This is a genomic window from Aerococcus mictus (genome assembly GCF_003286595.3).
In the GTDB taxonomy this organism is placed as follows: domain Bacteria; phylum Bacillota; class Bacilli; order Lactobacillales; family Aerococcaceae; genus Aerococcus; species Aerococcus mictus.
Genome location: NZ_CP132985.1, coordinates 673,254 through 698,417, shown reverse-complemented (window position 1 = coordinate 698,417; position 25,164 = coordinate 673,254). Strand labels below are relative to the sequence as shown.

Sequence of the window (25,164 nt, the reverse complement as noted above, 5' to 3'; positions counted from 1 at the left end):
ACCCCTTCTTCACTAGGCCTCTTCATGACTTTCTTGATCAGCTTGCTTATTGTCTGATTCTTGGTCTTCCGATCCCTGATCAGATTTCGGATAGTATTTTTCAATATACTTATCATTAATCCGAGTTAGTTCTGATTTCGGTAGGATGGTTAACAATTGCCAAGCCAGGTCTAAGGTTTCATAGATGGTTCGGTTGGTATCGAAACCTTGGTTGACATATTCTTTTTCAAAACGCTCAGCAAATTTTAAGTAAAGTTTATCCGTATCAGAAAGAGCTGATTCACCTAAGACAACCGCTAATTCACGCGCTTCTTTCCCCTTGGCATAGGCTGCAAAGAGTTGGTTCATGGTGTCGGCATGGTCTTCGCGGGTTTTCCCTTCACCGGTCCCATCATCTTTTAAACGTGACAAGGAAGGTAAAACATCAATCGGAGGAGTAATCCCTTGGTGGTTCAATTCCTTATCCAAAATAATTTGTCCTTCAGTAATATAACCGGTTAAGTCAGGAATTGGGTGGGTAATATCATCTTCAGGCATGGTTAAAATTGGAATTTGAGTCACTGAACCTTTAGCGTCCTTAATCCGACCGGCACGTTCATAGATTCCGGCCAAGTCGGTATAAAGGTAACCAGGATAGCCACGACGTCCCGGCACTTCCCGCCGAGCAGCAGACACTTCCCGCAAGGCTTCACAATAGTTAGTCATGTCTGTCATGATCACTAAGACGTGCATGTCCTTTTCATAGGCTAGGTATTCAGCTGCCGTTAAGGCCACTTTAGGAGTAGCCAAACGTTCAATGGAAGGGTCATCGGCCAAGTTGATAAACATCACTGACCGGTCAATGGCCCCAGTTTCTTTAAAACTATCAATGAAGAATTGGGCATCCTCGAAGGTGACCCCCATAGCGGCAAAAACAACCGCAAAGTTTTCATCGTCATTTAAAACAGTCGCTTGACGGGCAATTTGGGCAGCTAATTCCTTATGGGGCAAACCAGATCCAGAGAAGATAGGTAATTTTTGCCCCCGGACTAAGGAGTTCATATGGTCAATGGTTGAAATCCCGGTTTGGATAAATTCATCCGGGTATTCCCGGGCCATGGGGTTGATTACCTGACCATTAACATCACGGGATTGTTCTGGAATCGGTGTTGGGCCACCATCAACCACATTCCCTAAACCATCAAAAGTTCGGCCAATAATGTCCTCTGACACACCGAATTCCAAAGGATGGCCTTGGAAACGAACCCGGGAGTCACGGATATTAATCCCTGAGCCACCCCCATAAATTTGGACAATGGCCTTGTCTTCTTGAACTTCAAGCACTTCACCAATGCGGGACTCGCCGTTTTGCATTTTAATTTCAACAAGTTCGTTATACCCGACACCTGATACGTCATCGACAACCATTAACGGGCCCGAAATATCAACAATGGATTTATATTCTCTTTGCACTATTTCACGCCTCCTTTTTGAACAACTTCCTGCATAGTCGGTTTGATTGAATTGTTCAAGTCATCCAACTTGGAAATTTCAGCTTCTGGAACATATTTCATCCGGGCGATTTGCTCACGGATGGTTGAAGTTCCTTCCACAATCTCATCATAATAAGCCCCTAATTCCATGGCTTTACGCGCTTCACTGTTGAAAGCTAGAATATTTCTTAACATCTTAAACTGCTTTTCTGAAGAAGTCTTGGTGTCGACTTCATCATAAGAGTTTTGTTGTAAATAATCTTCTCTCAACATACGAGCGATAACCAGAGTCAGACGGTCTTCTTGAGACAGGGCATCCACACCAACTAAACGGACAATTTCTTGGAGGCTATCCTCTTCTTGTAGAATCGCCATAGACTTAGTGACCATACCCGTCCAATCCACATCGAGTTCTTTTGAAATTCCCTCAGTCACTTCTTTTTGGTAGAGAGAATAAGAATCCAGCCAGTTAACCGCTGGGAAGTGTCTTTGTTGGGAGAGGTTAGCATCCAAGCCCCAATAAACCTTAATCACCCGCATGGTATTTTGGGTAACGGGTTCTGAGGTATCTCCCCCTGGAGGTGAAACCGCACCCACTGCGGTAACTGCCCCACGGCGTTCATCAGAGCCCAGAGTCTCAACCATTCCGGCACGTTCATAATATTCAGCCAAACGACTACCCAAATAAGCTGGATAACCTTCGTCCCCTGGCATTTCTTCCAAACGACCTGACATTTCCCGCAAGGCTTCAGCCCAACGAGAAGTCGAGTCAGCCATGATAGCGACAGAATATCCCATGTCACGGAAATATTCAGCGATGGTTATCCCTGTATAGATCGAGGCTTCCCGGGCTGCCACTGGCATGTTAGAGGTATTAGCAATCAAGACCGTCCGTTCCATGATCGATTCACCCGTTTTGGGGTCAATCAATTTAGGAAATTCATCAATAACTTCGGTCATCTCGTTACCACGTTCACCACAACCAACGTAAACCACAATGTCAGCGTCAGCATACTTGGCAATTTGGTGTTGCAAGACGGTTTTCCCAGCACCGAAAGGCCCAGGGATGGCTGCTGCCCCGCCCTTAGTAATTGGGAAGAAGGTATCAATTACCCGTTGTCCTGTCGTCATAATTTCATGCGGTAAGAATTTTTGCTTAAAGGGTCTTCCGACACGCACAGGCCAACGTTGAGACATCCCGAAGGATTTTACTTGGTCACTGTCTTTTAAGCGAATCGAATAGACATCATCATCGAGGGTATAGTCGCCTGATTCAATGCTTTCAATGGTCCCACTCACCCCATTAGGAACGAGGATGCGGTGTTCAATCACTGATCCTTCTTGAACGGTACCTACAATATCACCACTGACTACTTCATCACCTACTGATTTAGTGGCTTGGAAAGTCCACACTGCTTGGTGGTCAAGGGAGTCGACTTCTGATCCTCTAACCAGGTAATTCGACTCAGTGACTTGCATAAATTCATCTAAGGGACGTTGGATCCCATCAAACATTTTGGTTAACAATCCAGGCCCCAATTCTACAGAGAGTGGAGACCCCGTTGGGTGAACGGGTTCGCCTGGTTTAATTCCTGAGGTTTCTTCATAAACCTGAATATAAGCCACGTCTTGATGCATTTCAATAATTTCACCGATGAGGTTTAAATTCCCTACCCGGCAAACTTCTTGAACAGCTGCATCGTCCATATCTTTGGCTTTTACTAAAGGACCAGAAACTTCAATAATTTTTCCTGATTTCAACTAGTTTCCTCCTTCATCCTATAAAATATTTTGTCCAACAGCTTTTTCGACATTATCATTCACACGTTTCTTACCAATTCCCAAGCTGCCATTATTTGTTGGGATAAGAATAATTGCTGGAGTGACTTGGGAATCGTAAAAAGAAATGGTTTCTGGGATTTCCTTGGCAAGACTTTCTGTCAAATAAATAATCCCATAATTATTTTCAGCTAAATGATGAATGGTACGGCGAGCTTCGTCGCCACTAACCACAGGATAAGCGTCAAAACCAATGAGTTGAAAAGCAGTGACAACTTGTTTTTCACCAACTACTCCTATTTTACTCGTCATATATCGGCCGCATCCTTTCTTTTAGCTTGTTTTCATCAATTTGGTTACTCTTACCAACAAGTATCAAGCGCAAATTGGTCACTTCGTTATTTAAAAAGTAAAGATAAGCCAAGACTGGTAGGGGGCCAAAGGCTTGTAAACGCGCATCACGCAAGTGGTCACTAATGACGCCTTCAATAGCCGCATCTAAACCATCTAGGGAAATTCTATCTTGATTGGATAGTTCACTTTCCGTTTCAGATAAGACTTGGCTAAAATGTTCCCCATAATCCTTCACTTCATAGGCCTTAAAAATACTGGAATAATCCTTATTCTCAGCCCATTCTAAGAGTGAAGAAAGCGGAATAGAGCCGTGTTCATTGAGTAATGAACGAATGAAGGAACTCGACCGCTTCTGTTGCATGGCACGTAGTAAAAGAGATAAATTCTCTAAATCAATCCGTAAAGCCACCCATTCAGTCACTTGGTCATCATCAATGGCTAAAGCCAAATAGTGAATGTGAGACAAATAGGCGTCATCGAGCATCACCGAAATGTCATTAATTTGTTTGGTGTCCTCAACATAGGTCCTCACCGTATTAATGGCTTCAAGCATGCGCTGATCAATGACCGATGACTTGCCAGTTTTTATCGCCTGCCGCAAACTATCTATCTGATAGGGGCCGGCTGGCAAATACATATGATGAAAGTCTTGGTCACTAAATAACTCTTTAAAAATAACCTTGGCGTTATGATAGCTATACCGCAGACCTAAAAGATCGACTACCTTTTGGTCAGGAATGTTTTGATAAACTTCTTGCATAGCCTGCATGAGCCGGTCGATTAAGAAACCATCAAAATCACGACTTGATAGAATGTCATCAGGAATCCGATAAGCACTATGCTGTAATTGAGCGATAGCGTCTTCCAAGTTTTTGGCGCTTAGTAAGGCTTGATAGTCGCTCTTATCCAGGAATTCTTCTTCATGGATACGTACAGTGACATTTAAACTCGCATAACTTGTTTCAGTCACAGCTATCTTCTCCCTTCTAATCATTCAATTGTTTAGCAACGTAGACAGATAGATGATCTTCTTGTTCACGAATCAATTGGTCAAAAGTCAGATCATAGTTCATGGTTTCTTGCTCAATAACTACCCCACCATGTCCTTTAAGTAAGTCTTGGCTAAAACGAATGTGGGGATATTTTTCTTGCAGGCTTAGCTTAGCCTCTTGACCCAGTTGCTTCTGACTCAGCTCTCCAATAACAATTTGGGTATTTTCTGCTTGTGGAATCGCTGAAAGCGCCCGGTCCAGCATGCTAACAAAGTCCGCTTGACTGAGTTGGCTTAAGGCCAGTTGAGCTTCTTTAAATGCCTGCTGAATTAATTCTTGCTTCTTAGCTAAGAGGTCTTGATTTAATTGATTACTATAACTTTGCTTTTGTCTTTCTAGATTATCATGATAGTCACGTTCAGCTTTTTCTTTTTGCTTTTGCCATTTGGCCTGGCTTTGCTCCTTGGCATCACTTATGTCTTTTTCTAATGTTGCTTTGGCATGATCCAGCTTGGCTTCATTTTCTGAACGGACTTCTTTGTACACTTCTTCAGTTAGTTGCTTAATTGTAGCCATATCCGTCCTCCTTTATCATGCTTAGCTAATTGAAAAGACCATCATTACTGAAATAACCAATGCTAAAATCGCATAGGTTTCAACCATGATCGCTAGAATGATCCCGTTAACATTGTTTTCAGGGCGTTTTGCTAGAATTTGTAAGGAAGAAGTTGCCACTTGACCTTGATATTTAGCAGACACTAAACCAACAAAAGCTACTGGTAGGCTAGCTAAGAAATATTGGAAACCTTGACTTAAACTCATTCCTGCACTGGCTTGAATAAAGATCAAAATCCCTACCACGAAACCATATAAACCTTGGGTACCTGGCAGAAGTTGTAAGATTAAGGCTTGCACAAATTTTTCGGGTTGGTCTTTAATTAAGGCTGCAGCAGCTTCCCCTGTTTCACCAACACCACGGGCAGAACCCATACCTGCTAAAATAACCGCTAAGGCTGCACCTAAATAGGTAAATAAAATTCCGCCGTTTTCAGTTAAAAATCCTAACCAATTTTCCATTAATGTATACCTCCATTATTTATTTTCTACATTTTCATTAACGTCCGATAAATGAATATACTTTTGTAAGGTGTCAATCGGCTTAAAGCGACGTCCCCCACCTTCAACAAACTTACCAAAGAATTCCACGAAAGTAAGTCTGAGTCCGTGCACATAAGCACTTAAGAGTGAAAGGAACATGTTAAAGCCGTGCAGGGCAACAATCAATACGATCCCCACTGTAAAACGAAGTGGGACGGGTAATAAGCCCACAATCATATTGAAGGCCATGGCGATGCTCCCCCCAGATAGCCCTAAGGCCATCAGTCTTGAATAAGAAACAAAGTCACCTAAATAGGAACTCACGCCATATAAGTTATATAAACCACTGGCAAAACCGACAATTTTCTTATCAGCATAGACCATAGGAACAATAATCATACCGATAGCCGCTATAATCGCAATTACACCCGCTATCGTCATTAGCATGGGGTAATTGAAGACATAGCCAGCAATGACTAAGGCTAAACTCAAGAACATCAGTAGCCAGCCACCACTTTCGCTATACATTTCCTGGAAGTCGCCACGGCGCCATTCCGTCACCGCCTTAATAATTAAAGCGACCATCATGTGAACAAAACCAAAAGCAATCGAAATAATCAATAATTGCATGGCTTGGTTCAAGGGATCAATTAATTTAAAAGGTAATGAAGCCCCAAAGAATGATCCATAGGCGAGTCCCACTAACATCGTGGTATAACTTAGTAAGTGGCCCATTTTCATGGTGCTACGCATGGAATCTTTCATATCCACAAACCTTAAAGCCAGGAAGGTGACAATCCACATCACTAAACCATAGCCCAAGTCTCCCATCATCATCCCAAAAAACAGCATATAGAATGGGGTGAGATACGGGGTCGGATCCGTCTCACGATAATTAGGTGTGGCATACATCAGCGTAATGGCTTCAAAGGGTTCAACTAAGGCATTATTCTCTAACTTAATCGGAACTTGGTCATCGTCAATTTCTTTTTGACTAATTTCCTCTTTAATCAGCGCATATTGATTGTCATCCAAATCACGAGCAAGTTGCTGCTCCAATTTTTCCAGGTCTTGGACACTCACCCACCCTTTAATATAAGTGAGATAGTTGGTATCATGCGCTAAATCTTCAACCAAAGCCCGCTGACTACGATTATAGAAAGTTTCAGAAGCAAGCTGTAAATTGAAAATTTGCGCTTCCAAGCTCCTAAAGTTTTCCACTAATTCTTGTTCTCTACGATTGAGCCATAAGCGGTGGTCTTCTAAGGCATCATACACCTTATCGGGAGCTTCATGGTAAGGGTAGTCCCACAGCTCAAAGTGACTATTATTTAATAAGTCACTATAGGAATTGTCGTCCCTTTCATCTTGTAGCAGGACAACCCCAATATGTTCCTGGGTAGAAAAAACTTCCTCAATCGCTAGACCATCAGCTGCTTTAATCTTATTAAAATAGGACCGATCCTCATCATTAGGTAAGTAGCCTAAGAAGGCTTTAAAGTGTTTACTTGCTAATAAATCGCTAGGATTTATTGATAGAGCCCGCCAATTACTAATGGTATTTTGAGCTTGTTCAACTTTTTTCCTTTGATCAATGAGGTCTTGGCGGTCCTTAGATAATTGTTCAATCTCTTGAATAAGGGATTGGGCTTGATCAACGTCAACCGCTTTAATTAACTCACTCATGGTATATGTGGGACGCTTGGTCGTCAATCGACTTAATAGCGGCTGAATGGTTAGGTAGCGTGATAAGGTCGTTAAAGCTTGCTCTGACCGCCGATACCAACTTTGATAATAATCATATTGGCGGTTATTTTTCTTAGCAAGTTCTTCACTTGAAAGCTCCTGATCTTCACTACTTAAGTCGCTAATTTCCACATTTTGTACACCTTGCAGGGATTGAATTAATTGTTCTTTATCTGTAGGCTTGGTGATCAATGAAATTTTTTGCATTTTAGCAATTGACATATACCTTCTTCACCTCCTCTACAATATAGTCAACAATACTTGCTTTATGGGCTTGATAATCCTCAACCAGCTTAGCGATTCTTTTCTGATTCTTCTCATCACCTTGGCGCTTATAGTTTTCCAGCGCTTCTTGATTAGAGCTTGCTAAAGATTCGACATATTGGCGATATTCCGCTTTTGCTTCTTGCTCAAATTGCTCAATTTGGCTGTCTTTTTCGTCTTTTAGCTCTTGAATTTTTGCTTGGGTTGCTTCACTTAATTGATTGGCTTCCTCATCAACAGCTAAGACTTGCGCCAATGTCTGATTTTCCATACTTTCACCCCCCTCACATACCTAGCCTATCTAGCAAAATCTTTGAAAAAAGGGAAGTTCGACGTGACCAAACTTCCCACAACTATTTTTTATATATTTTTGACCAAGACAGACTTTGGCGTATATAACTAATGGACTACAATAAAAAGATACCACATTTGTTAACAAAGGGTCAATCGATACCCTTTATGTATATATTATAAGCTCCTTTTTATGGAACAGCAATAAAAAGATAAGTATTCTTTTCAGACTGAACGATTTTACCTATAATAAAACCATTACAAATAAAGGAGCCCACCCCCATGACCACTATTCATATGAGTCAAGCGCTCAATTCTAAGCTATACCATGACGCTCTTACCATTAGAAAGCAAGTCTTTATTGAGGAGCAAGGTGTCGACCCCAAAATTGAAATTGATAACTTTGAATCGCTTTGCTTCCACTTCTGCCTCTATCAAAATGACCAGGCGCTTGCGACTTGTCGACTCTATCCTTTGAACCAGGAAGAAATAAAAATGCAACGGTTTGCAGTCTCTAAAAATGCCCGCCATTTAGGCTACGGGCAAGCTTTAATGGAAGCCTGCCTAAAATTTGCTAAAAATCGTCATTACTCAAGCTGCGTCCTTGATGCCCAAGAAACAGCCGTTCCCTTCTATTTAAAACTCGGTTTTAAAATTGAAAGCGAGGTCTTTTTAGAAGCAGGGATTAAGCACCGTAAGATGGCTTATGCCTTAAGATAAAAAAATTATTTTTCTTTATCAATGCGTTCAATAACAAAGGGTGTTTCTTGGTAAACATAATAGTTTAACCAATTAGTAAATAACATATTTGAGGTTGACCGCCATCTCAGTAAAGGTTTTTTATTGGGATTATCCTCGGGATAATAATTCAATGGCACCTTGATTTCTATCCCTTCATTGATATCTCGCTTATATTCCCGGTCTAGCGTATCAGCGTCATATTCCACATGGCCAAAGATAAAGACAAAACGTTGGTCCTTGCTATGGACAGCGGTTATTCCCGTTTCTGGTGAGGAAATAAGCACTTCCAGATCGGGATTAGCCTCGATATCCTCGCGACGGACTTCAGTATAGCGGGAATGAGGGATATAGAAGACATCATCTAAGCCACGTAGTAGGGAAATTTCCGGATGGTCCATGTATTGGGGATAAACTCCAAAAAGCTTATGGTCCAAGGAATATTTCTTGATGCCAAAGTGATGGTATAGACCGGCCTGGGCTCCCCAACAAATATGGAGGGTAGAGAAGACATGGTTAGAGCTCCACTCCATAATGTCAACTAATTCATCCCAATAATTAACTTCTTCAAAATCCAATTGCTCTACTGGCGCACCGGTGATAATCATGCCATCAAAGTAACGATCTTTAATATCAGCAAAGGTCCGGTAAAAAGTATCCAGGTGTTTAGCTGATGTATTTTTTGCCTTATGGGACTGCATGTGAATGAAGGTGACATTAACCTGTAGGGCTGAATTACTTAACAGCCGCAATAATTGCTCTTCAGTGGCCTCTTTGGTCGGCATTAAATTGACAATAATGACTTCCAGCGAACGAAAGTCTTGCATGGCCGCGCGACGTTCATCCATGACAAAGATATTCTCACTAGCCAATTTCTTTAAAGCAGGTAAATTTTCTTGTACTTTTATGGGCATGATCCCCATTCCTCCATTCCATAAAAAAAGTCCCTACAGCATGAATACTCATACTATAAGGACGCTTCACCGTGTTACCACCCTACTTCGTAATCGATTGATTACCTCTCATCTACACTATCATGTAGTGGTAAGTTATCGATTACCAAGCGCTAAGTGTTCACCATTGCTCACAATTAGTTGCTCATAGACCATCTTCAGCCAGCGCCTCATACTCTCTTTCACCAAACAGAGCTCGCTCAAATAATTAACTGACTTACTTATCTATTCAAAGCTTACTTTTTTATATTATTGATCTCATTTTATCGGTTGTAACTATCTTTGTCAAGATAGGACTAGGATAAGTAAAGCAGAAACTGTGAAGCAATTGAAAAATAGATTAAAACACTGGTCAAGTCACTTAAGGTCGTAATAAAGGGGCCAGAAGCTACTGCTGGGTCAAAGCCAAGCCGGTCCATAAGGAGGGGAATGATGCTTCCTGCTAAATTAGCCACGGTAATCGCACATAGCATAGCTACCCCAACGACCAGACCCAAGACCATATTCTTTTGCCAGAGGGTGATAATCAGGAAAATCGTTCCCCCAGTAATCAGTCCACATATTAAACCCGTAAACAATTCGCGAAAGATCAATTGAAGGAAGGTAGACTCTTCATTATCTGGATTAGCAATTTTTCTCACCGCAACCGCTAAGGACTGGGTCCCTGCATTACCTGAAGTCCCGGTAATTAAGGTAATAAATAAAGATAAAGTGGCCACTTCAGAAATCATATCCTCAAAATGACCAATCAAGGTAGAAGTTCCCATCCCCAAAAACAAGAGAGTAATTAACCAGGGCAACCGTGACTGAGCTGATTTGACTGGCGTTTGATAAGGTTCATCAACCGACACCCCAGCCAAACCCGAGTAGTCAGCTACGGCTTCTTCATCCATAACATCCAAGATATCATCAACCGTAATAATCCCTAGTAACTCCCCGGTCGCTTCAATAACAGGGATAGCTAAGAAATCATAGTCTTGAATGGTTCTGGCCACGTCTTGTTGGTTATCGTCAACCGATACCGTCACCACTCGCGGCGACATGGCTTCAGAAACTAGCCGGTTAGCATCAGAGGTGATTAGATCTCTCAGGGTGAGAACCCCGACTAAACGGGAATCATCATCCACAACATAGAGATAATAAATGGTTTCAGCATTCTCAGCCTTGGCCCTCACTAGAGTCATGGCCGACTTGATGGTTTGATTGGCCTTAATCTGGACAAATTCAGTGGTCATAATCGCCCCAGCAGTTTCATCCTCATAATCCATTAAGGTCTTAATCTTTTCCGCTTGTTCGATGGGAATTAGGCGCATATAATGGACAATTTTATTAGGAGAAAACTTTTTCAGAATATCCGCTGCATTATCCCGGTACATTTCTCCCAGCATATTGGCTGTATATTGGTCATCCATGGCCTCTAAATAATCAATAATATCTTCTTGCTCATCCTCATCCAAAACGTCATAAACATCGGCTAATTCCTTAGCTGAGATATATTGGTAAAGCAGACGACGTTCTTCATCGCTTAGTTTGATATAAATTTTGGCTTGGTCATAAGGATGGTTCTTAAAAAATTCATAACGCAAAGCCGACTGATCATGTTTAGCTAAGGCTTCTTTAACGCGGTCAACAATTTCTTCAGGAGTCAATTCCTCTTCTTGTTCTGGCTTAGAACTGCTAAGTCTTTTTTGTTCTTGATCCTTCATTTTAGGAGTCCCCCTTTTGATAACTAGCTAACCAAGTTTTAAAGTCTTGGGATAAAGGTGCTTCAATCACTAAATCTTCCTGGGTTAAAGGCTGCTTGAAGGCCAGACGTTGACAGTGTAAAGCCTGACCAGCCAGCCCGGCTTCCTGACTACCACCGTAGAGATCGTCCCCACAAAGAGGGGCGCCTAGATAAGCAAAGTGGACTCTAATTTGATGGGTACGTCCGGTATGAAGTTGAACCCGATAGCGGTACAATCCAGCCTGACTATCCTCCAACCAATACTCTGTCTTAGCGTATTGACCGTCCGTTCTGACACAGCGTTCGATAATTGACCCCTCCTTGCGACCAATCGGCGCTTCAATCAGGCCATGCTGGTCTGACCCGATAGCAGAATGGGTAAAGGCTAAATACTGCTTATTGATACCGCCAGACTGCATTAATTGATCGATTTGTGAATGGGCGTACTTGTGCTTAGCAAAGATCATTGCCCCACTCGTAAAACGGTCTAAACGGGTCACAACATGGATGACTCGGTTTTCATAATTTTTTCTAACAAAGTAGCCTTTAACAAAATTAGCCATGGAGTATTCATCCTTAAATTGTGAAGGAATGGAGGTGTAGCCGGCCGGTTTATTAACAATTAAATAATCGCGGTCTTCATAAAGAATATCCAAAGGAAAATCCACCGCCATAATTTGATCTTGGCTGCCCTCAGCTGGGTAGATAATGGTCACTTGGTCTCCCAAAGAAAGGAAGTATTTACTCCCAACTCGCTTATTATTAACTAAAATAGTCCCTCCATGGTATTTGATTTTAGCCAGTTGACGGCGGGAAACGCCTTTTTGCCTAAGAAAAGTCTTCACATATACTTCCTGGTCACAAGTCCACGAGAAAAATAACATAAGCTGTCAATTATCCTTTCTTATCGCGGTCGCCTAGGCCAATAAAGGCATTTTCCACTCGGTCCCAGAAATGCATATGACGGTACCTGGCAAAGTGAACCCGTGATTTAGCAATTCGGAACTCAATATTTTTCACTCCTTTTAGGGAAAAAGATAAATGATCCAGGGTCATAAAGACACCAGCTAAAAATTCATCATCCAATTTTACCCGGATCCACTCATCGCCAGCAATCAGGATAGGACTAGAGATGGTGCGGTAGACCCGGTTATTTAAAGAAGCAATCTCTGTGACTTGCAGGGTATCCAAGCGGGGATGAACCACCGCGCCTCCTAGAGACTTGTTCAAGCCTGTTGACCCAGTCGGTGTCGATACACATAAGCCGTCTCCTTTAAAGAGTTCAAATTTTTCTTCTTTTATAAAGACTTCCCCAGTCATCGTCCCTTCAAAACGGCGCAAGGTTGCTTCATTAAGCGCAATCAGGTGATTCTTTTCGCCATCCACCTTTTCTAAAGCCACTTCCAAGAGCGGGTAAGAGACGCTCTCACCCGAATCATTGAGGAGAAAATCAATAAACTGGTCCAATTCATCAACTGTCCAGTCAGTATAAAAACCTAAGTGTCCAGTATGAACGCCGACAAAGCGGACATGGTCGAGCTGTTTTTCATAGTGGTGGAAGGCTTCCAATAAGGTGCCGTCCCCACCAATGGATACCACAATATCTGGATGGTCTTGGTCAATGCTGAAATCAGCCTGTTTACACGCAGAAAGCAGCCTCGCTTGCACATCCTTAGATGATTCATTGTCGTTACTTACTATTGCGATACGCATTGGTTGATTCTCCTTTTACATCCATATTATGATAAAATTTTAACTTGAAAAAATAATTCTTTTGGCCTATTTTATTAAGTAATTATATTAACTTAACTATAATCCTTACCCTACTATTAAAACATATTTTTCTTGCTTTAGGCAGCGATTACTGACTTTAAAGGCAAGTTTTTTGGCAAGGTCTTGAATGCTTGTTATAATACTTGGAGAAAAGAGGAGAGTGAATTTATGCACAAGGACATTGAAACAGAATATAAAAATATTCTTAGTCCAGAAGAATATCAAAAGCTCTTATCTTTATTTGATCTTCATTCAAATGAAGCCAAGCACCAACATAATATGTACTTTGATACCGAATCTCTCCGCCTGAAAGCAAACCACAGTGCCTTAAGGATTCGGCTAAGCGATACCTATGCCCATCTCACCTATAAGCAGTCACTGACTAGCGCCAAATCCTTGGAAGTCACTGATAAGGTCAGCCAAGCAAGTGCGCAAGCCATGATGGAGACAGGTCAATTTCAGCCTGGAGCTAACTTAAGCGCCTTATTCCATGAAATTGGTTTAGACGCTAGTGAATTACGACCTATTGGTCAATTTAAAACCACTCGCTTGGAAAAAAATTGGAAAAAGCAAAAGCTTGTATTAGACGCTTGCTCTTTTTACACTTACAATGATTATGAATTAGAATTAGAAGTTGAGCCTGGAGAGGACGATCCAAAGCGTTATTTTAATGAATTTTTATCTAGCTATCATATTACTCGTCGACCTTCCAAGCCAAAAATTGCCCGAATGCAATTAGATAAGCCATTATATCCATTCGAATAATTTATACAGTTTGATCATCATTAATTGGGGGAGAATACAATGAAATCGGACTATAATTGTCATAGCATGGCAAAAAAACATCATAATAATCATATCTTTGAAATCTTTTTATTTGTTAATCCAATTGACCCGTTTTGTCTAGAATTAGAAGAAGAGTTATTGCGGTTTGTTGCTAACAGTGACAAAAAAATCTACTTCCGCCTCGTTTCCTGTGTGGACCACCACTTCTTTTGGAACTATTTCAAGACTTTAGCCAAAAACAAGCAAAGCTTAGAAGAGAGAAATGAACTTTACCAATGCATGTATAAGGTATCTTTGGGATATAAGGCTGCTCTCTGCCAAGGCAAGAAGCGAGGCCGCACTTTCCTAATGACCATGCAAGAAGTTTTTGGCTGTCAAAAGAAATCCTACAGCTTAAAGCGTATGGAGAAATATGCTAAAAAGATTGGCCTTGACTTTGATATGTGGATGGAAGATCTCTATTCTAAGCAAACCCGTGAAGATGTTCTAGAGGATTTACAATTGGCCCATCAAATGGAAATTGTGAACTACCCTTCTTTAGTTATCTTTGATAACTTAAACTACCAATACGGCCTGAGAATTGAAGACGCCTTTACGGCCCAAGATCTGGAAGAATTAACCACTCAAATGTTACCCCAAGCTGAAAAAAAAATTAGCGAGTCTACTCATTTAGAGAAAGAAAACAAGAGTCAGTCAAAGAAAAAATCACACTACCGCTCCTTGGATAAGGACAGTCTCAAATTAATCCGCCATTGAAGTCAATTTGGCGACCTTTTCCCATAAAAAAGCGATCCGCAAAAACGGATCGCTTTTTTTATAGCAATTTTACCATGGCTTGACTGACTTGCCATAACCAGTTCTCATAAGCAAAGCTCAATTGGGGCCTAAAGGGACGCGGATTAAGGTAATTCAGTAAAAAAGTATAGATCTCTGAATCAAGTAACTTTTCTTCTTTAAGTAGAAAAACATAGGCAGCTAATAACCAGAGTTTTTCTTTGATATAGATAGACTCTCCCCTAAAGAAAAAACACGTATCCGGTAAGTCGTCTAAGGACAATTTTCGAAAATAGAGCTGCTCTAAGAGCCTTTTCTCGGCCTTAAGCGGACGTTGACGAATTTTGCGCCTTAAAGACCGGGTCTCCCTTACTTTCAACAACTGACTAATCCCTAGTCCACTAGCTCCCTCTTGATTAAGTAAGCCAACTTGCTTGGGGTAAGAAAACAAATAGAGATAATCGTCAATACTTAAGTGATAACGGCATAAGAGATGACCATAATCGTTAAAACTTTGAATTTCAACTAAGCGAGTCTCCTCCACCCAATAAGGCAAATAAGGGCCAAAGCAGGGCAAATACTGAAAAAACGGGGCTAAGCGATTTAAATTGTTAGCCGTCAAGCGTAAGTCCCTTTTTTTAGGATTGAGTAGCCATAAGACCTGCACTTTTGCTCGGTGATAATCTTGCTCGCGACTGATGACAGCTTCTTTGGTCAGTAGGCTAGCCTGAAGTTCAATACTTACCACCACATCTCCTGCTTGAAAGAGGATATCTGAACGATGGTCAGGCGTGTAGCTAGCAACTTCTACACGAGCCTGATAGCCCTTAGCTACTAAGATTTGCCTGATCTGCTCCTTATTATTCAAGTGCCACTGAGATTCCCGGCGCCAATATTTGAGACTTAATTGATTATTTTGATGGGCAAAATGTGGCTTCTTCCTTGAATGACAACGATAAACTAATTCTTGCCCGCAGTTTGGGCAGTAGAAGATCTGCTGGTTAAGAGCCAATATTTTTCTTTGAATGCGGTCATCGACCTCATAAGAACTAATCAACTGACCATTAGCTAATTTTGCATAATACATGATTATTCCCCCTCATAGGAATATATCCGTAATCAGGGTTAAAATTAGCTGATTAATGCAGGATCAATTCTTTTTATCTAAAACCAATCGCTTTTTCAATGCGTGCTAGGGTTTGGTTAGCGACTTCATTGGCTTGTTTAGCACCAGCTGCTAAGACATCATCCAGTTCACTGCTTGCTAAGAGATGTTGATAGTCTTTTTGCATCGGTTCTAAAACGGCAATTAGCGCTTGGCTGAGGTCCGTTTTCAGTTGGCCATAACCCGAATTGGCATAGGTTTTTTCTAGTTGACTAATGCTTTGGTCAGAAAAGGCTGAGAAAATATCTAATAGATTAGAAACGCCTGGTTTATTTTCTGGATCATAGGAAATTTCTCCGCTTGAGTCCGTTACTGCACTTTTAATTTTCTTTTCAATCGTTTTCGGATCATCCAGTAAGGAAATAAAAGCTTTTTTATTGTCGTCTGATTTACTCATTTTCTTGCTTGGATCTTGTAAACTCATAATCCGCCCACCTGCCTTCGGTGTATAGATGTCTGGTTTAACCAGTAGCTTCTCTTCCTTAGTGCCGAAGCGGTTATTGAAGCGGTCGACAAAATTACGGGTCAGTTCCATATGTTGCTTTTGGTCTTCACCCACTGGTACCAAGTCAGCATCATAAAGCACAATGTCAGCCACCATCAAAGCGGGATAGCCTAAAAGGCCGGCAAAAATATTGTCTTGCTTTTGCGCCTTGTCCTTAAACTGAGTCATCCGTTCCAATTCCCCTAGTGGAGTCAGACATTGGACAATCCAAGCCGCTTGGGCGTGGGCTGGAACCTGACTTTGGATAAAGATAGCGGATTTTTTAGGATCAACCCCTAAGGCTAGGTATAAGGCCGCCAAAGACCTGGTATTCTTTCTTAAAGTCTCTGGATCTTGGGGGACAGTAATGGCATGTTCATTGACCACACAATAATAAGTGTCAAATTGATCCTGTAAATCGACAAATTGCTTTAAGGCACCCACGTAATTACCAATGGTTGGCGTGCCGCTTGGTTGTACCCCGGAAAAAATTCGTTTCATGAAAAGAAAACCTCCTCTAATTTTCCCTATTATATCACGAACCTGATCGGATAGACGGTATAAGTAATAAATTCACGAAGTCTTTTTTTAATCGAGCTGGTGAATTTTTCGCTTATAAATAGTAGAAATAGCTCCCTCAAACACTGTTTTACTCTGTGTTATGTTTTATAAGTTAAAAAATCAGAAATTGATCAAACAAAGGTCAAAAAACGACTATATTGAAATACCTAGTTCCATATTGCTTATTTTATCACAAGCTTCGTTAAGTTTTGCTCATTTATTTTTAAAAAAGAACTAGTATACGGTTCACTTTTATGATATACTGTGTATGTATACGGAACACAAGTCAAACCTTAAAGGAGAAATTGACATGGTTAAATTATATACTTCCCCTAGTTGTACTTCTTGCCGCAAAGCTCGGGCTTGGCTAGAAGAAAACAACATTGCCTATGTGGAACGTAATATATTCCAAGAACCTCTAAGCCGCGATGAGATTAAAGAAATCTTAAGAATGACAGAAGATGGTACTGAAGAGATTATTTCTACTCGTTCAAAAGCCTTTCAAGAATTACATATTGATTTAAATGAAATCAGTTTAAATGAATTATTCGATCTTATCCAAGAAAACCCAGGACTATTGCGTCGACCAATCATCATGGACGAAAAACGTTTGCAAGTAGGCTATAATGAAGATGAAATTCGTCGCTTCTTGCCAAGAGAAGTAAGAACGATCGAACTTCACGAAGCTTTAAGAAAAATGGGATAAGCTCCCTTACTGTTTAAATCGATGGCATGTTCATCCTCTAGCTTTTTGAATGGAGGGTGAAGATGCCTTTTTTCATTTTAGCTGATTTATGGTAAAATAATCGTTGAAACAAAAATATGCTTAAAGAAAAGATAATCACTAAATATTCGGAGGTGATTTGTGATGGAAATGGAGTATCTTAATGATAATACCATGCGCGTATTCATCGCCAAAGATGATCTCGAATCGCGCGGAATTACCCTCTTAGACCTCATGAAAGATCAAAGCCAAGTTGAAAACTTCTTTATGAGTATCTTAGAAGAAGCCGATGTTTCAAAGCGCTTTCAAGATTCAGAAGCTTTAACTTTCCAAGTCCTTCCTAAGAATGGCGGTATCGACCTCTATATTAGTAAAGCCACAGCAGATGGCCAATATATGGACAAGGATGGCTTGGAAAATCTACTTGAAAATATTACACAAAATATGAGTCCCGAGGAGGAAAACTCCTCTACAAACCCTAGTGAAGCAGACACAAAGGGAGGTCGACCTGAACTTGCTTTAGCCTTTAAGTCCTGGGACCAAGTCCTGACTTTTCTGAAATCCTACCAAGTGGATGAAGCTAGCCTAGAAGTCTATGTCTACCAAGAGCTTTTTCAAGTGATTATAAGGTTTGAAAAAGAAGACCTCACCCAGGCTAGACAAGCAGATCTGACTAGCTATGCCTTAGAGTTTGGTCAGCTGAGTCCCTTTGCTCCTGCCCTACTCCGCGAGCATGGCCAATTATTAATTCATCCAGAATCAATTAATCAGGTTGCTCAATTATTCCAATAAAAAAATCCAGCTCATCAGCTGGATTTTTTTATTGGAATAATTTTTTCGTAGGCATAGCGTCTGCCACTACCCGCTAATTCAATCTCTCCTAAGTACTGATAACCGGCTTTTAAAATAATCTTCTGCATGCCAAGGTTATCGGGATGGGTATCAATTCTTAAGTCATTAGTCTCTAAGTGATAAGCTAGGTCTTCAAAGGCCTGAAATAAGGCCCGACTAAGCCCCTGACCGCGGTACTTAGTCGCCAAGGCTACCCGATGAAAAGCTAGGTAGTCTCCCTGACACTGCCAAATTGAATAGTTGTCATAATCCCTGTCTATAGGCCTAGCAATAAAAAATCCGGCCACATCCTCTTCGATTAAGGCTAAATACGCGTTTTTTTCTTCAATATCTTTTAATAGGCTGTCCGCTTGGTAGACGGTTGGATCCTGCCATTGATCAATATTTTGTTGACGTAAATAAGCCGCCCCTGCCTTAATGATCGCCTGGATAGCTGGTAAATCTTCACTCTGAGCTAAGCGAATTTGCATCTTTTCCATCCTGATTCCTCCCGGTAAAAAGTTCATTACCACTTTACCATAAAGTTCATTAGCAAGAGTATTGAAAATTCTTAAGCTCAAATTAAAAAAGCTTCCATCCACAGAAATTTCTAAAATCTCATGTGGATAGAAGCTTTTAATGCTTAGCAGCTAATCGTTTAGAAGTTAGGGCTATTTTTGCCCTTCTTCTTGAAGTTTATGGAAGTCTTCTTCTGGTTGATCATTGTCAGTCCAGGCTTTTTGGTCAGCGTTACCAGAGATTTCTTTAATTTTCTTCTCAACGTCTTCACTTTGGTAAGCTTTCACAATCTTCTTATACACTTCATTGTCTTTATTTTCAGATTTCACTGCAATAATATTCTTATATTGAGTTCCTAAATTATCAAGGTCATCGGTATCAGAGAAAATACCATCATTAGGATCGAAACCTGCAGAAACTGCGTAGTTGGTATTAGCAACAATAGCGTCAGAGTCTTTTAAGGCACGTGGCACTTGGGCCGCATCCATTTCAACCAGCTCAATATTTTTAGGATTTGAGGTAATATCATTAACAGTAGGAGTAATCCCTGCATTGTCATCAATTTCTAAGACACCAGCTTGTTCTAACAAGAGTAAGGCCCGGCCCCCATTGGTAGCGTCATTAGGGATGGCTACTTTAGCATTTTGAGGAAGGTCTTTAAGATCTTTAACTGTATCGGAGTAGACCACCATAGCTGAAATATAAGTATAACCAATCGGCACTAAGTCAGCATTATTGTTCTTATTATAGTCCAATAAATAAGCCACATGTTGCATAGCATTCATGTCAATTTCGCCTTCTTGAACAGCCCGGTTAGGTTGCACATAGTCTGAGAATAGTTGAACTTTTAAGTCAATATTTTCATCTTTCAATTTATCAGAGACTTCAGTCCAAATCTTTTCTTCATTTTCACCAGCAACCCCAACAGTGACAGTGCCGCCCTCTTCTGGCGCTTTGGCTTCTTTTGAACAGCCTCCTAGTAATAATAAGGATAAGGCTGAGGCTAAAACAACATTCCATTTCTTCATAAAAATTCTCCCCTTTTATAATTCGTTTAATGTTCGAAATGTTTTACTAAACGGTCAGCAACAGCTTGACTGATGAAGACCATAATTAAAATCAATAAGGTAGCAACTAGGATTACATCATTTTGGTAGCGTTGGTAACCACGGTTAATGGCTAAGTCACCAAGACCACCACCACCAACGACACCTGCCATAGCGGTTAAACCAATCACGTTAATGACGGTGAGGGCAGATACCCGAATCAAACCTGGAATAGCTTCTTTCAAGTAAACTCGGGTAACAATTTCAGTTGTGGTTGACCCCATAGCCAGGGCTGCTTCGATAACACCAGGATCAATTTCTAATAAGGCGTTTTGGACTTGACGGGCATAGAAAGGAATCGTCCCCACAATTAAGGGAACCAAGGCTCCTGCTGTCCCGATGGCTGTCCCCATAATTAGGCGGGTAAAGCCCCCTAAAAGTGCTATTAAAATAACGAAGGGAATCGACCGACCGATGTTTACGACCTTATCTAAGACATTGTAAACGGCCTTATTTTCTTTAAGACCTCCAGGCATATAGAGAACAAGGAAGACGCCGATCACTAAACCAATAGCAAAAGCAAAGAGGCAGGTAATAACCGTCATAAATAAGGTTTCCCAAGTGGCTTCAACGAATTGGTCGGAAATAGCCACCACATTTGGCATGATTTTTTCTAAGAATTCCATGCTTATTTATCCCCCTTCTCTATATGATCGAATGTATACTCCTTAGTATGGACGCCACTGCTGTGGACGAAGTCAATGGCTTCTTGCACCCGACTAGACTCTCCATTTAAGGAAATAAGGAGGGTCCCTACGGGCGTTCCTTGAAGAATTTCGATATTCGCATAAAGGATATTAGCTAATAAATCATACTTCTTTGTTAAGGAAGCCAGCAGGGGTTCCCCAGTAGAAGCTCCGGTAAAATCGATCCTGAGCAAGCGGTCACCCGGCTCAATATTTAATAAGTCAGGGTTAGACAGGATGGTTTCAATGCCCTTTTCTGTTGGACTAGCTGAACTAATGAAGTCCTGAGTCAGGTCTTCATGCGGATTTGAGAAGATATTTAAAATACTATCCTGTTCAACCACCGAGCCGGCTTCCATAACCGCCACCCGATCACAAATTTGTTTGATAACGGCCATTTCATGAGTAATAATGACTATAGTAATTCCTAGTTCACGGTTAACTTGCTTGAGCAAGTCCAAAATTTGGCTGGTTGTTTTTGGGTCTAAAGCACTGGTTGCTTCATCACAGAGAAGGACATGGGGATCATTGGCCAAGGCCCGCGCAATAGCGACCCTTTGCTTTTGACCGCCAGATAATTGACTAGGATAAGAATCGCCCCGGTTACCCAAGCCTACCAGGTCCAGTAAGTGTTGGACTTTCTTTTGGCTTTCTTCTTTAGATAAACCGGACCCTTTTAGCGGATAAGCAACATTTTCAGCAACTGTCCGGGATTTCATCAAGTTAAAATGTTGGAAAATCATTCCAATTTTTTTACGGGCTAGACGTAGATCTTTTTCAGATAGCGCTGTAATTTCTTGACCATTAACAAAAACCTGTCCACTGCTTGGTCTTTGCAGGCAATTAATGGTTCTGACTAAGGTACTCTTCCCAGCGCCAGAGTAGCCAATCACACCAAAGATTTCTCCTGATTGGATGGATAAGGAGACATCCTTAACGGCATGAACGGCTTTATCATCACTCTCAAAAGTAACGGATACATTTTTTAATTCAATCAAAACGACCGCCTACCTTTCTATCACTTTCATAAACACTATTCTAACATTTTTTTGTCTTTTCAGCATGGCTTCTATTATATTACACTTGATCGCTTTTATCGATAACAAAGTTGAATTGCCCCTACAGGTCTCTTGCTTTACTTTCAAAACCATTAATTTTATAATTATTCTAAAGTAGGAAGTAATGCTAGAGAAAGGATATGATACATAATGGCATACACAGAAACAAAAAAAGCACTTAATCAATTAGTTGCTGACCTAGTTCAAGCCCACACCGTTATCCATCAAATTCACTGGTATATGCGGGGGGAAGGTTTTCTTTTCTATCATCCAAAACTCGATAGCTTTATGGATGATATTCTTGAACAGCTCGACGTTGTTTCTGAACGTATAATCACTATCGATGGTTCTCCCTTCTCAACCCTTAAAGAGTTTTCTGACCATACCCGTATTCCCGACCATAAAGGCGAGTGGGATACCAGTATCCAAGAAGATATGCATCGGGTGGCTGATGTTATCCGCATCTTAGCAGACGACTATCAATTAGGGGTCGATGCAGCAAGCAAGGAAGGCGACGTCGCTAGTGAGGACATCTGTACTGGCTACCTCCGTGACGCTCAAAAAACCCTATGGATGGTTGAAGCGGAACTAGGCCAAGCGCCTAATATTGACAAAGACTAAGGCCAATAAAATTTACTTATAAACATAAAAAGGACCGCTGTGGGTCCTTTTTTAATGCTTATTTTTCAAGTGCAGCCTTGGCTTGGTCACAGATTGCAGTGAAAGCTTCAGAATCGTTAACAGCGATATCTGCTAACATTTTACGGTTGATATCCACGTTAGCTTGGTGTAAACCGTTCATTAAACGGCTATAGCTTAAGCCATTTAAACGTGCAGCCGCATTAATACGGGTAATCCATAAACGACGGAAGTCACGTTTTCTTTGACGACGGTCACGGTAAGCGTATGAATAGGATTTCATAACCGCTTGTTTAGCTACTTTATAGTTGGTTGATTTGCTACCAAAGTAACCTTTTGCTAATTTTAAATATTTTTTACGACGACGGCGTGTAACCGTTCCACCTTTAACACGTGCCATGTTATTCCTCCTTGATTATACTTAGTTCTCTATCTATGCGTCCTGCTTAACTGATCTTACTTGTAAGTGTCAAGCATTTGTTCAATACGTCTTTGGTCGGAAACATGCACCATTGCTGGTTGTTTGTGTTGACGACGTTGTTTCTTGGTTTTACCGTGAAAACGGTGTGAACGTTCTGAATGGCTACGTTTTAATTTTCCTGAAGCAGTCCGTTTAAAACGTTTAGCTGACGCACGATGTGTTTTTTGTTTTGGCATAATATATCCTCCTGAAATTAATCTTCTTTTGGTGCTAATTGTAGTTGCATAGAGCGTCCTTCCATCTTAGGCTTTTGCTCTACAGTAGCTACATCAGCAAGTTCGCTGGCAAAGCGTTCCAAAACCTCGCGACCTAAATCTTTATGGGTAATGGCGCGACCTCTAAAGCGAATAGAAACCTTCACCTTGTCCCCTTTATCAATGAATTTCTTTCCTTGACGTACTTTAGTTTGAAAGTCGTTTTCATCAATCGTTGGGCTTAAACGGATTTCTTTCACTTGAATCGTCTTTTGATTTTTACGTTGTTCACGCGCTTTACGTTGCTGTTGATAACGATATTTACCATAATCCATAATCCGAGCAACAGGCGGTTTAGCATTAGGTGAGACCAGAACCAAATCGAGTCCTGCTTCCTCAGCCCGCTCTAAGGCATCTCTTTTTGAAATAACCCCTAGCTGTTCTCCTTCTGGATCGATAACGCGTAATTCTTTTGCACGAATATCTTCATTAGTAAATAATTCGTTAAATTTATTCTTAGCGATATACCTTCACCTCCGAATGTTAAAGTGACAACAATAAATGAGATTTCGGCATAGAAAAACGGCGAATATAAAACACTATACCCGCCGTACTTGCACAATAGTCCCTAGGGACCATGTGTCACTGTATCTATCGGCCCGAGGACGTCCTTGTCAACTCAGGCGAGAAACGGGTGTTTCTGCTTCTTTTCTCAACTTTTATAGATTACTATAAAGCTTTCACCTTGTCAAGACATTATTCTTTAATTTGTGTTTTAAAGGCTTCTTTCACTTTTAAGAGCAAGTCAGGATCTTGATCAAGTTCAATAGCTAAGGCGACAAAGGCTTCCACGGCTCGCTTAAGTTGCTGGTGGGCTTCCGGACTATCAGCCACTTGGAGAAACCCTTCTTCATGAACGAAAACCTTACCCTGACCAACGCCCACATTGCCATAAAAAGTTGGGCAAGCATAGCTCACATTGCCAATATCAGTAGACCCAGGTTTTTCCTCTTCCTCGCTAATATCGTCAAAACCACTCAGGCGCATGTGATCTTCCATGCGGTCGGCCAAGACTGGATTAACTAAGAGGTCATAGAATTCATTTTCTGGGTAGCTGATTTCCAATTGACAGCCTGTCATCAAGGCAGCGCCTCGGGCACAATTAATAACCCGATCCAAGGCCTGACGATAAGTGGCTAATTTAGGTGCCCGCACATAGAAGAAAGCCGTCGCCGATTCAGGAATAACATTAGCGGCCTGGCCCCCTTCTTTAATAATGCCATGGATGCGGACATCACTGGGCAGTTGCTGTCTAAGATAAGAGACCCCGGTAAAGGTCAAGTTGACAGCATCCAAGGCGTTGATTCCCAGTTCGGGACTCATGGCAGCATGGGCGGCCCGACCGATAAAGTGAAAGTTAACGGCATTCATGGCTAGGGCACTGGCCTTGAGGTTGGTACTTTCATAGAGGTGCATCTGCATACAGGTATCAATATCATCAAAAGCCCCGCTCCGAGCTAAATCGACCTTGCGGCCAAAATTTTCTTCCGCTGGCGTACCAATCACGACCACCGTTCCTTGGAAGAACTCCTTCATTTGACTTAAGACAATTCCTGCGCCTACAGTCGAGGCTGAGATCCAATTGTGGCCACAGGCGTGCCCTGGTTTTTTATCGGGTCCGAAACCCGGCAAGGCATCATATTCCGCTAGAAAGGCAATCTTAGGCCCATCTCCCAAGCGATATTCTGCTCGAAAGGCGGTTTCAACCCCCTGATAGGCTCGGTCTACCTGAAAACCAGCTTCTTGGAGGAGCTTGGCCAGGTAGTCCGAAGAGACGTATTCCTGGTCGCCTAATTCTGGATGTTGGAAAATGAACTGGCTGATATCAAGAATTTGCGGAAAATTTGCTTTAACTTTTTGCCGCACATGATCATGTAGGGCGGTGATTTTTTGCTCATCTTTCATTAATG

At 41.3% G+C, this 25,164-nt stretch carries 28 protein-coding genes and 1 other annotated feature; of the genes, 6 read left to right on the top strand and 22 right to left on the bottom strand.

Annotated features, from left to right (window positions below; all coding sequences use genetic code 11):
• Positions 1-12: 12 nt before the first annotated feature.
• From DBT49_RS03270 to DBT49_RS03235, 8 genes are read right to left on the bottom strand one after another with little or no spacing between them, the layout of a single operon-like run.
• A complete protein-coding gene (locus DBT49_RS03270) occupies positions 13-1,452 on the bottom strand; it encodes a V-type ATP synthase subunit B (protein WP_070559319.1) in 1,440 nt (479 codons plus the stop codon).
• Positions 1,452-3,233 (bottom strand): V-type ATP synthase subunit A, encoded by a 1,782-nt coding sequence (locus DBT49_RS03265; protein WP_070559322.1) that lies wholly within the window; start codon positions 3,231-3,233, stop codon positions 1,452-1,454. The genes DBT49_RS03270 and DBT49_RS03265 overlap by 1 nt, the downstream gene beginning before the upstream one ends.
• 18 nt (positions 3,234-3,251) lie before the next feature.
• Positions 3,252-3,563, bottom strand: coding sequence for a V-type ATP synthase subunit F (locus DBT49_RS03260; RefSeq protein ID WP_070559324.1), 312 nt, complete (start codon positions 3,561-3,563; stop codon positions 3,252-3,254).
• A complete protein-coding gene (locus DBT49_RS03255) occupies positions 3,553-4,575 on the bottom strand; it encodes a V-type ATPase subunit (RefSeq protein WP_070559326.1) in 1,023 nt (340 codons plus the stop codon). Before DBT49_RS03255 ends, DBT49_RS03260 begins: the two co-directional genes overlap by 11 nt.
• Before the next feature lie 16 nt (positions 4,576-4,591).
• A complete protein-coding gene (locus tag DBT49_RS03250) occupies positions 4,592-5,173 on the bottom strand; it encodes a V-type ATP synthase subunit E (RefSeq protein WP_070559327.1) in 582 nt (193 codons plus the stop codon).
• A gap of 21 nt (positions 5,174-5,194) precedes the next feature.
• A complete protein-coding gene (locus DBT49_RS03245; protein ID WP_013668531.1) occupies positions 5,195-5,674 on the bottom strand; it encodes a V-type ATP synthase subunit K in 480 nt (159 codons plus the stop codon).
• A 15-nt stretch (positions 5,675-5,689) separates the two neighbouring features.
• Entirely contained in the window at positions 5,690-7,663 is a 1,974-nt protein-coding gene (locus tag DBT49_RS03240; protein ID WP_070559329.1) for a V-type ATP synthase subunit I, read from the bottom strand.
• Entirely contained in the window at positions 7,650-7,976 is a 327-nt protein-coding gene (locus tag DBT49_RS03235; protein ID WP_070559331.1) for a DUF3450 domain-containing protein, read from the bottom strand. The genes DBT49_RS03240 and DBT49_RS03235 overlap by 14 nt, the downstream gene beginning before the upstream one ends.
• Before the next feature lie 302 nt (positions 7,977-8,278).
• Here DBT49_RS03235 and DBT49_RS03230 point away from each other — a divergent pair, with 302 nt between their 5' ends.
• Positions 8,279-8,716, top strand: a complete 438-nt coding sequence (locus DBT49_RS03230; protein WP_083300460.1) for a GNAT family N-acetyltransferase — start codon at positions 8,279-8,281, stop codon at positions 8,714-8,716.
• 5 nt (positions 8,717-8,721) lie between these two features.
• On the opposite strand, the gene metA is transcribed toward DBT49_RS03230, so the two are convergent.
• The 4 genes from metA to DBT49_RS03210 all read right to left on the bottom strand — a co-directional run bounded on the left by metA (position 8,722) and on the right by DBT49_RS03210 (position 13,126).
• Complete coding sequence (gene metA / locus DBT49_RS03225) at positions 8,722-9,648, bottom strand: homoserine O-acetyltransferase MetA (RefSeq protein WP_013670041.1); 927 nt, start codon at positions 9,646-9,648, stop codon at positions 8,722-8,724.
• Between the two features lie 54 nt (positions 9,649-9,702).
• Positions 9,703-9,929: a binding site (T-box leader), on the bottom strand.
• Positions 9,930-9,983: 54 nt separating this feature from the next.
• The gene (mgtE, locus tag DBT49_RS03220) at positions 9,984-11,393 is read right to left on the bottom strand and encodes a magnesium transporter (RefSeq protein WP_070559333.1); all 1,410 of its coding nucleotides are present in this window, start codon (positions 11,391-11,393) and stop codon (positions 9,984-9,986) included.
• 1 nt (position 11,394) lies between these two features.
• Positions 11,395-12,297: an RluA family pseudouridine synthase gene (locus DBT49_RS03215; RefSeq protein WP_070559335.1), complete on the bottom strand. Its 903-nt coding sequence runs from the start codon at positions 12,295-12,297 to the stop codon at positions 11,395-11,397.
• Positions 12,298-12,307: 10 nt separating this feature from the next.
• Positions 12,308-13,126: an NAD kinase gene (locus tag DBT49_RS03210; protein ID WP_013669620.1), complete on the bottom strand. Its 819-nt coding sequence runs from the start codon at positions 13,124-13,126 to the stop codon at positions 12,308-12,310.
• A 228-nt stretch (positions 13,127-13,354) separates the two neighbouring features.
• Between DBT49_RS03210 and DBT49_RS03205 the strand changes: the two genes are divergently transcribed.
• Both DBT49_RS03205 and DBT49_RS03200 read left to right on the top strand, forming a co-directional pair.
• On the top strand, positions 13,355-13,951 hold the full coding sequence (locus DBT49_RS03205) for a CYTH domain-containing protein (RefSeq protein ID WP_070559337.1): 597 nt from the start codon (positions 13,355-13,357) through the stop codon (positions 13,949-13,951).
• A gap of 39 nt (positions 13,952-13,990) precedes the next feature.
• The gene (locus DBT49_RS03200) at positions 13,991-14,728 is read left to right on the top strand and encodes a DsbA family protein (protein ID WP_070559339.1); all 738 of its coding nucleotides are present in this window, start codon (positions 13,991-13,993) and stop codon (positions 14,726-14,728) included.
• A gap of 58 nt (positions 14,729-14,786) precedes the next feature.
• Here DBT49_RS03200 and DBT49_RS03195 read toward each other — a convergent pair whose 3' ends face one another.
• The gene (locus DBT49_RS03195; RefSeq protein WP_070559341.1) at positions 14,787-15,833 is read right to left on the bottom strand and encodes a competence protein CoiA; all 1,047 of its coding nucleotides are present in this window, start codon (positions 15,831-15,833) and stop codon (positions 14,787-14,789) included.
• A gap of 73 nt (positions 15,834-15,906) precedes the next feature.
• Positions 15,907-16,896 carry a tryptophan--tRNA ligase gene (trpS, locus tag DBT49_RS03190; protein WP_111872394.1) on the bottom strand — a complete coding sequence of 330 codons (990 nt, stop codon included), beginning with the start codon at positions 16,894-16,896 and terminating at the stop codon, positions 15,907-15,909.
• Positions 16,897-17,266: 370 nt separating this feature from the next.
• Here trpS and spxA point away from each other — a divergent pair, with 370 nt between their 5' ends.
• Entirely contained in the window at positions 17,267-17,662 is a 396-nt protein-coding gene (gene spxA, locus DBT49_RS03185) for a transcriptional regulator SpxA (RefSeq protein WP_070559345.1), read from the top strand.
• A 162-nt stretch (positions 17,663-17,824) separates the two neighbouring features.
• Entirely contained in the window at positions 17,825-18,472 is a 648-nt protein-coding gene (locus DBT49_RS03180) for an adaptor protein MecA (RefSeq protein ID WP_060777957.1), read from the top strand.
• A gap of 14 nt (positions 18,473-18,486) precedes the next feature.
• Here DBT49_RS03180 and DBT49_RS03175 read toward each other — a convergent pair whose 3' ends face one another.
• From DBT49_RS03175 to DBT49_RS03160, 4 genes are all read right to left on the bottom strand, one after another.
• Positions 18,487-19,011 carry a GNAT family N-acetyltransferase gene (locus tag DBT49_RS03175; RefSeq protein WP_070559347.1) on the bottom strand — a complete coding sequence of 175 codons (525 nt, stop codon included), beginning with the start codon at positions 19,009-19,011 and terminating at the stop codon, positions 18,487-18,489.
• Between the two features lie 171 nt (positions 19,012-19,182).
• Positions 19,183-20,058 (bottom strand): MetQ/NlpA family ABC transporter substrate-binding protein, encoded by an 876-nt coding sequence (locus DBT49_RS03170; protein ID WP_070559349.1) that lies wholly within the window; start codon positions 20,056-20,058, stop codon positions 19,183-19,185.
• A gap of 26 nt (positions 20,059-20,084) precedes the next feature.
• Complete coding sequence (locus tag DBT49_RS03165; protein WP_070559351.1) at positions 20,085-20,762, bottom strand: methionine ABC transporter permease; 678 nt, start codon at positions 20,760-20,762, stop codon at positions 20,085-20,087.
• A gap of 2 nt (positions 20,763-20,764) precedes the next feature.
• A complete protein-coding gene (locus DBT49_RS03160) occupies positions 20,765-21,820 on the bottom strand; it encodes a methionine ABC transporter ATP-binding protein (RefSeq protein WP_070559353.1) in 1,056 nt (351 codons plus the stop codon).
• A 210-nt stretch (positions 21,821-22,030) separates the two neighbouring features.
• Here DBT49_RS03160 and DBT49_RS03155 point away from each other — a divergent pair, with 210 nt between their 5' ends.
• Complete coding sequence (locus DBT49_RS03155; protein ID WP_070559355.1) at positions 22,031-22,501, top strand: Dps family protein; 471 nt, start codon at positions 22,031-22,033, stop codon at positions 22,499-22,501.
• 58 nt (positions 22,502-22,559) lie between these two features.
• On the opposite strand, the gene rplT is transcribed toward DBT49_RS03155, so the two are convergent.
• The 4 genes from rplT to DBT49_RS03135 all read right to left on the bottom strand — a co-directional run bounded on the left by rplT (position 22,560) and on the right by DBT49_RS03135 (position 25,159).
• A complete protein-coding gene (gene rplT, locus DBT49_RS03150; protein WP_070559357.1) occupies positions 22,560-22,919 on the bottom strand; it encodes a 50S ribosomal protein L20 in 360 nt (119 codons plus the stop codon).
• 56 nt (positions 22,920-22,975) lie between these two features.
• Positions 22,976-23,176 carry a 50S ribosomal protein L35 gene (gene rpmI, locus DBT49_RS03145; protein WP_111872393.1) on the bottom strand — a complete coding sequence of 67 codons (201 nt, stop codon included), beginning with the start codon at positions 23,174-23,176 and terminating at the stop codon, positions 22,976-22,978.
• A 17-nt stretch (positions 23,177-23,193) separates the two neighbouring features.
• A complete protein-coding gene (gene infC / locus DBT49_RS03140) occupies positions 23,194-23,718 on the bottom strand; it encodes a translation initiation factor IF-3 (RefSeq protein WP_041706154.1) in 525 nt (174 codons plus the stop codon).
• A gap of 232 nt (positions 23,719-23,950) precedes the next feature.
• Positions 23,951-25,159, bottom strand: a complete 1,209-nt coding sequence (locus DBT49_RS03135; protein ID WP_070559359.1) for a M20 family metallopeptidase — start codon at positions 25,157-25,159, stop codon at positions 23,951-23,953.
• Positions 25,160-25,164: the final 5 nt, after the last annotated feature.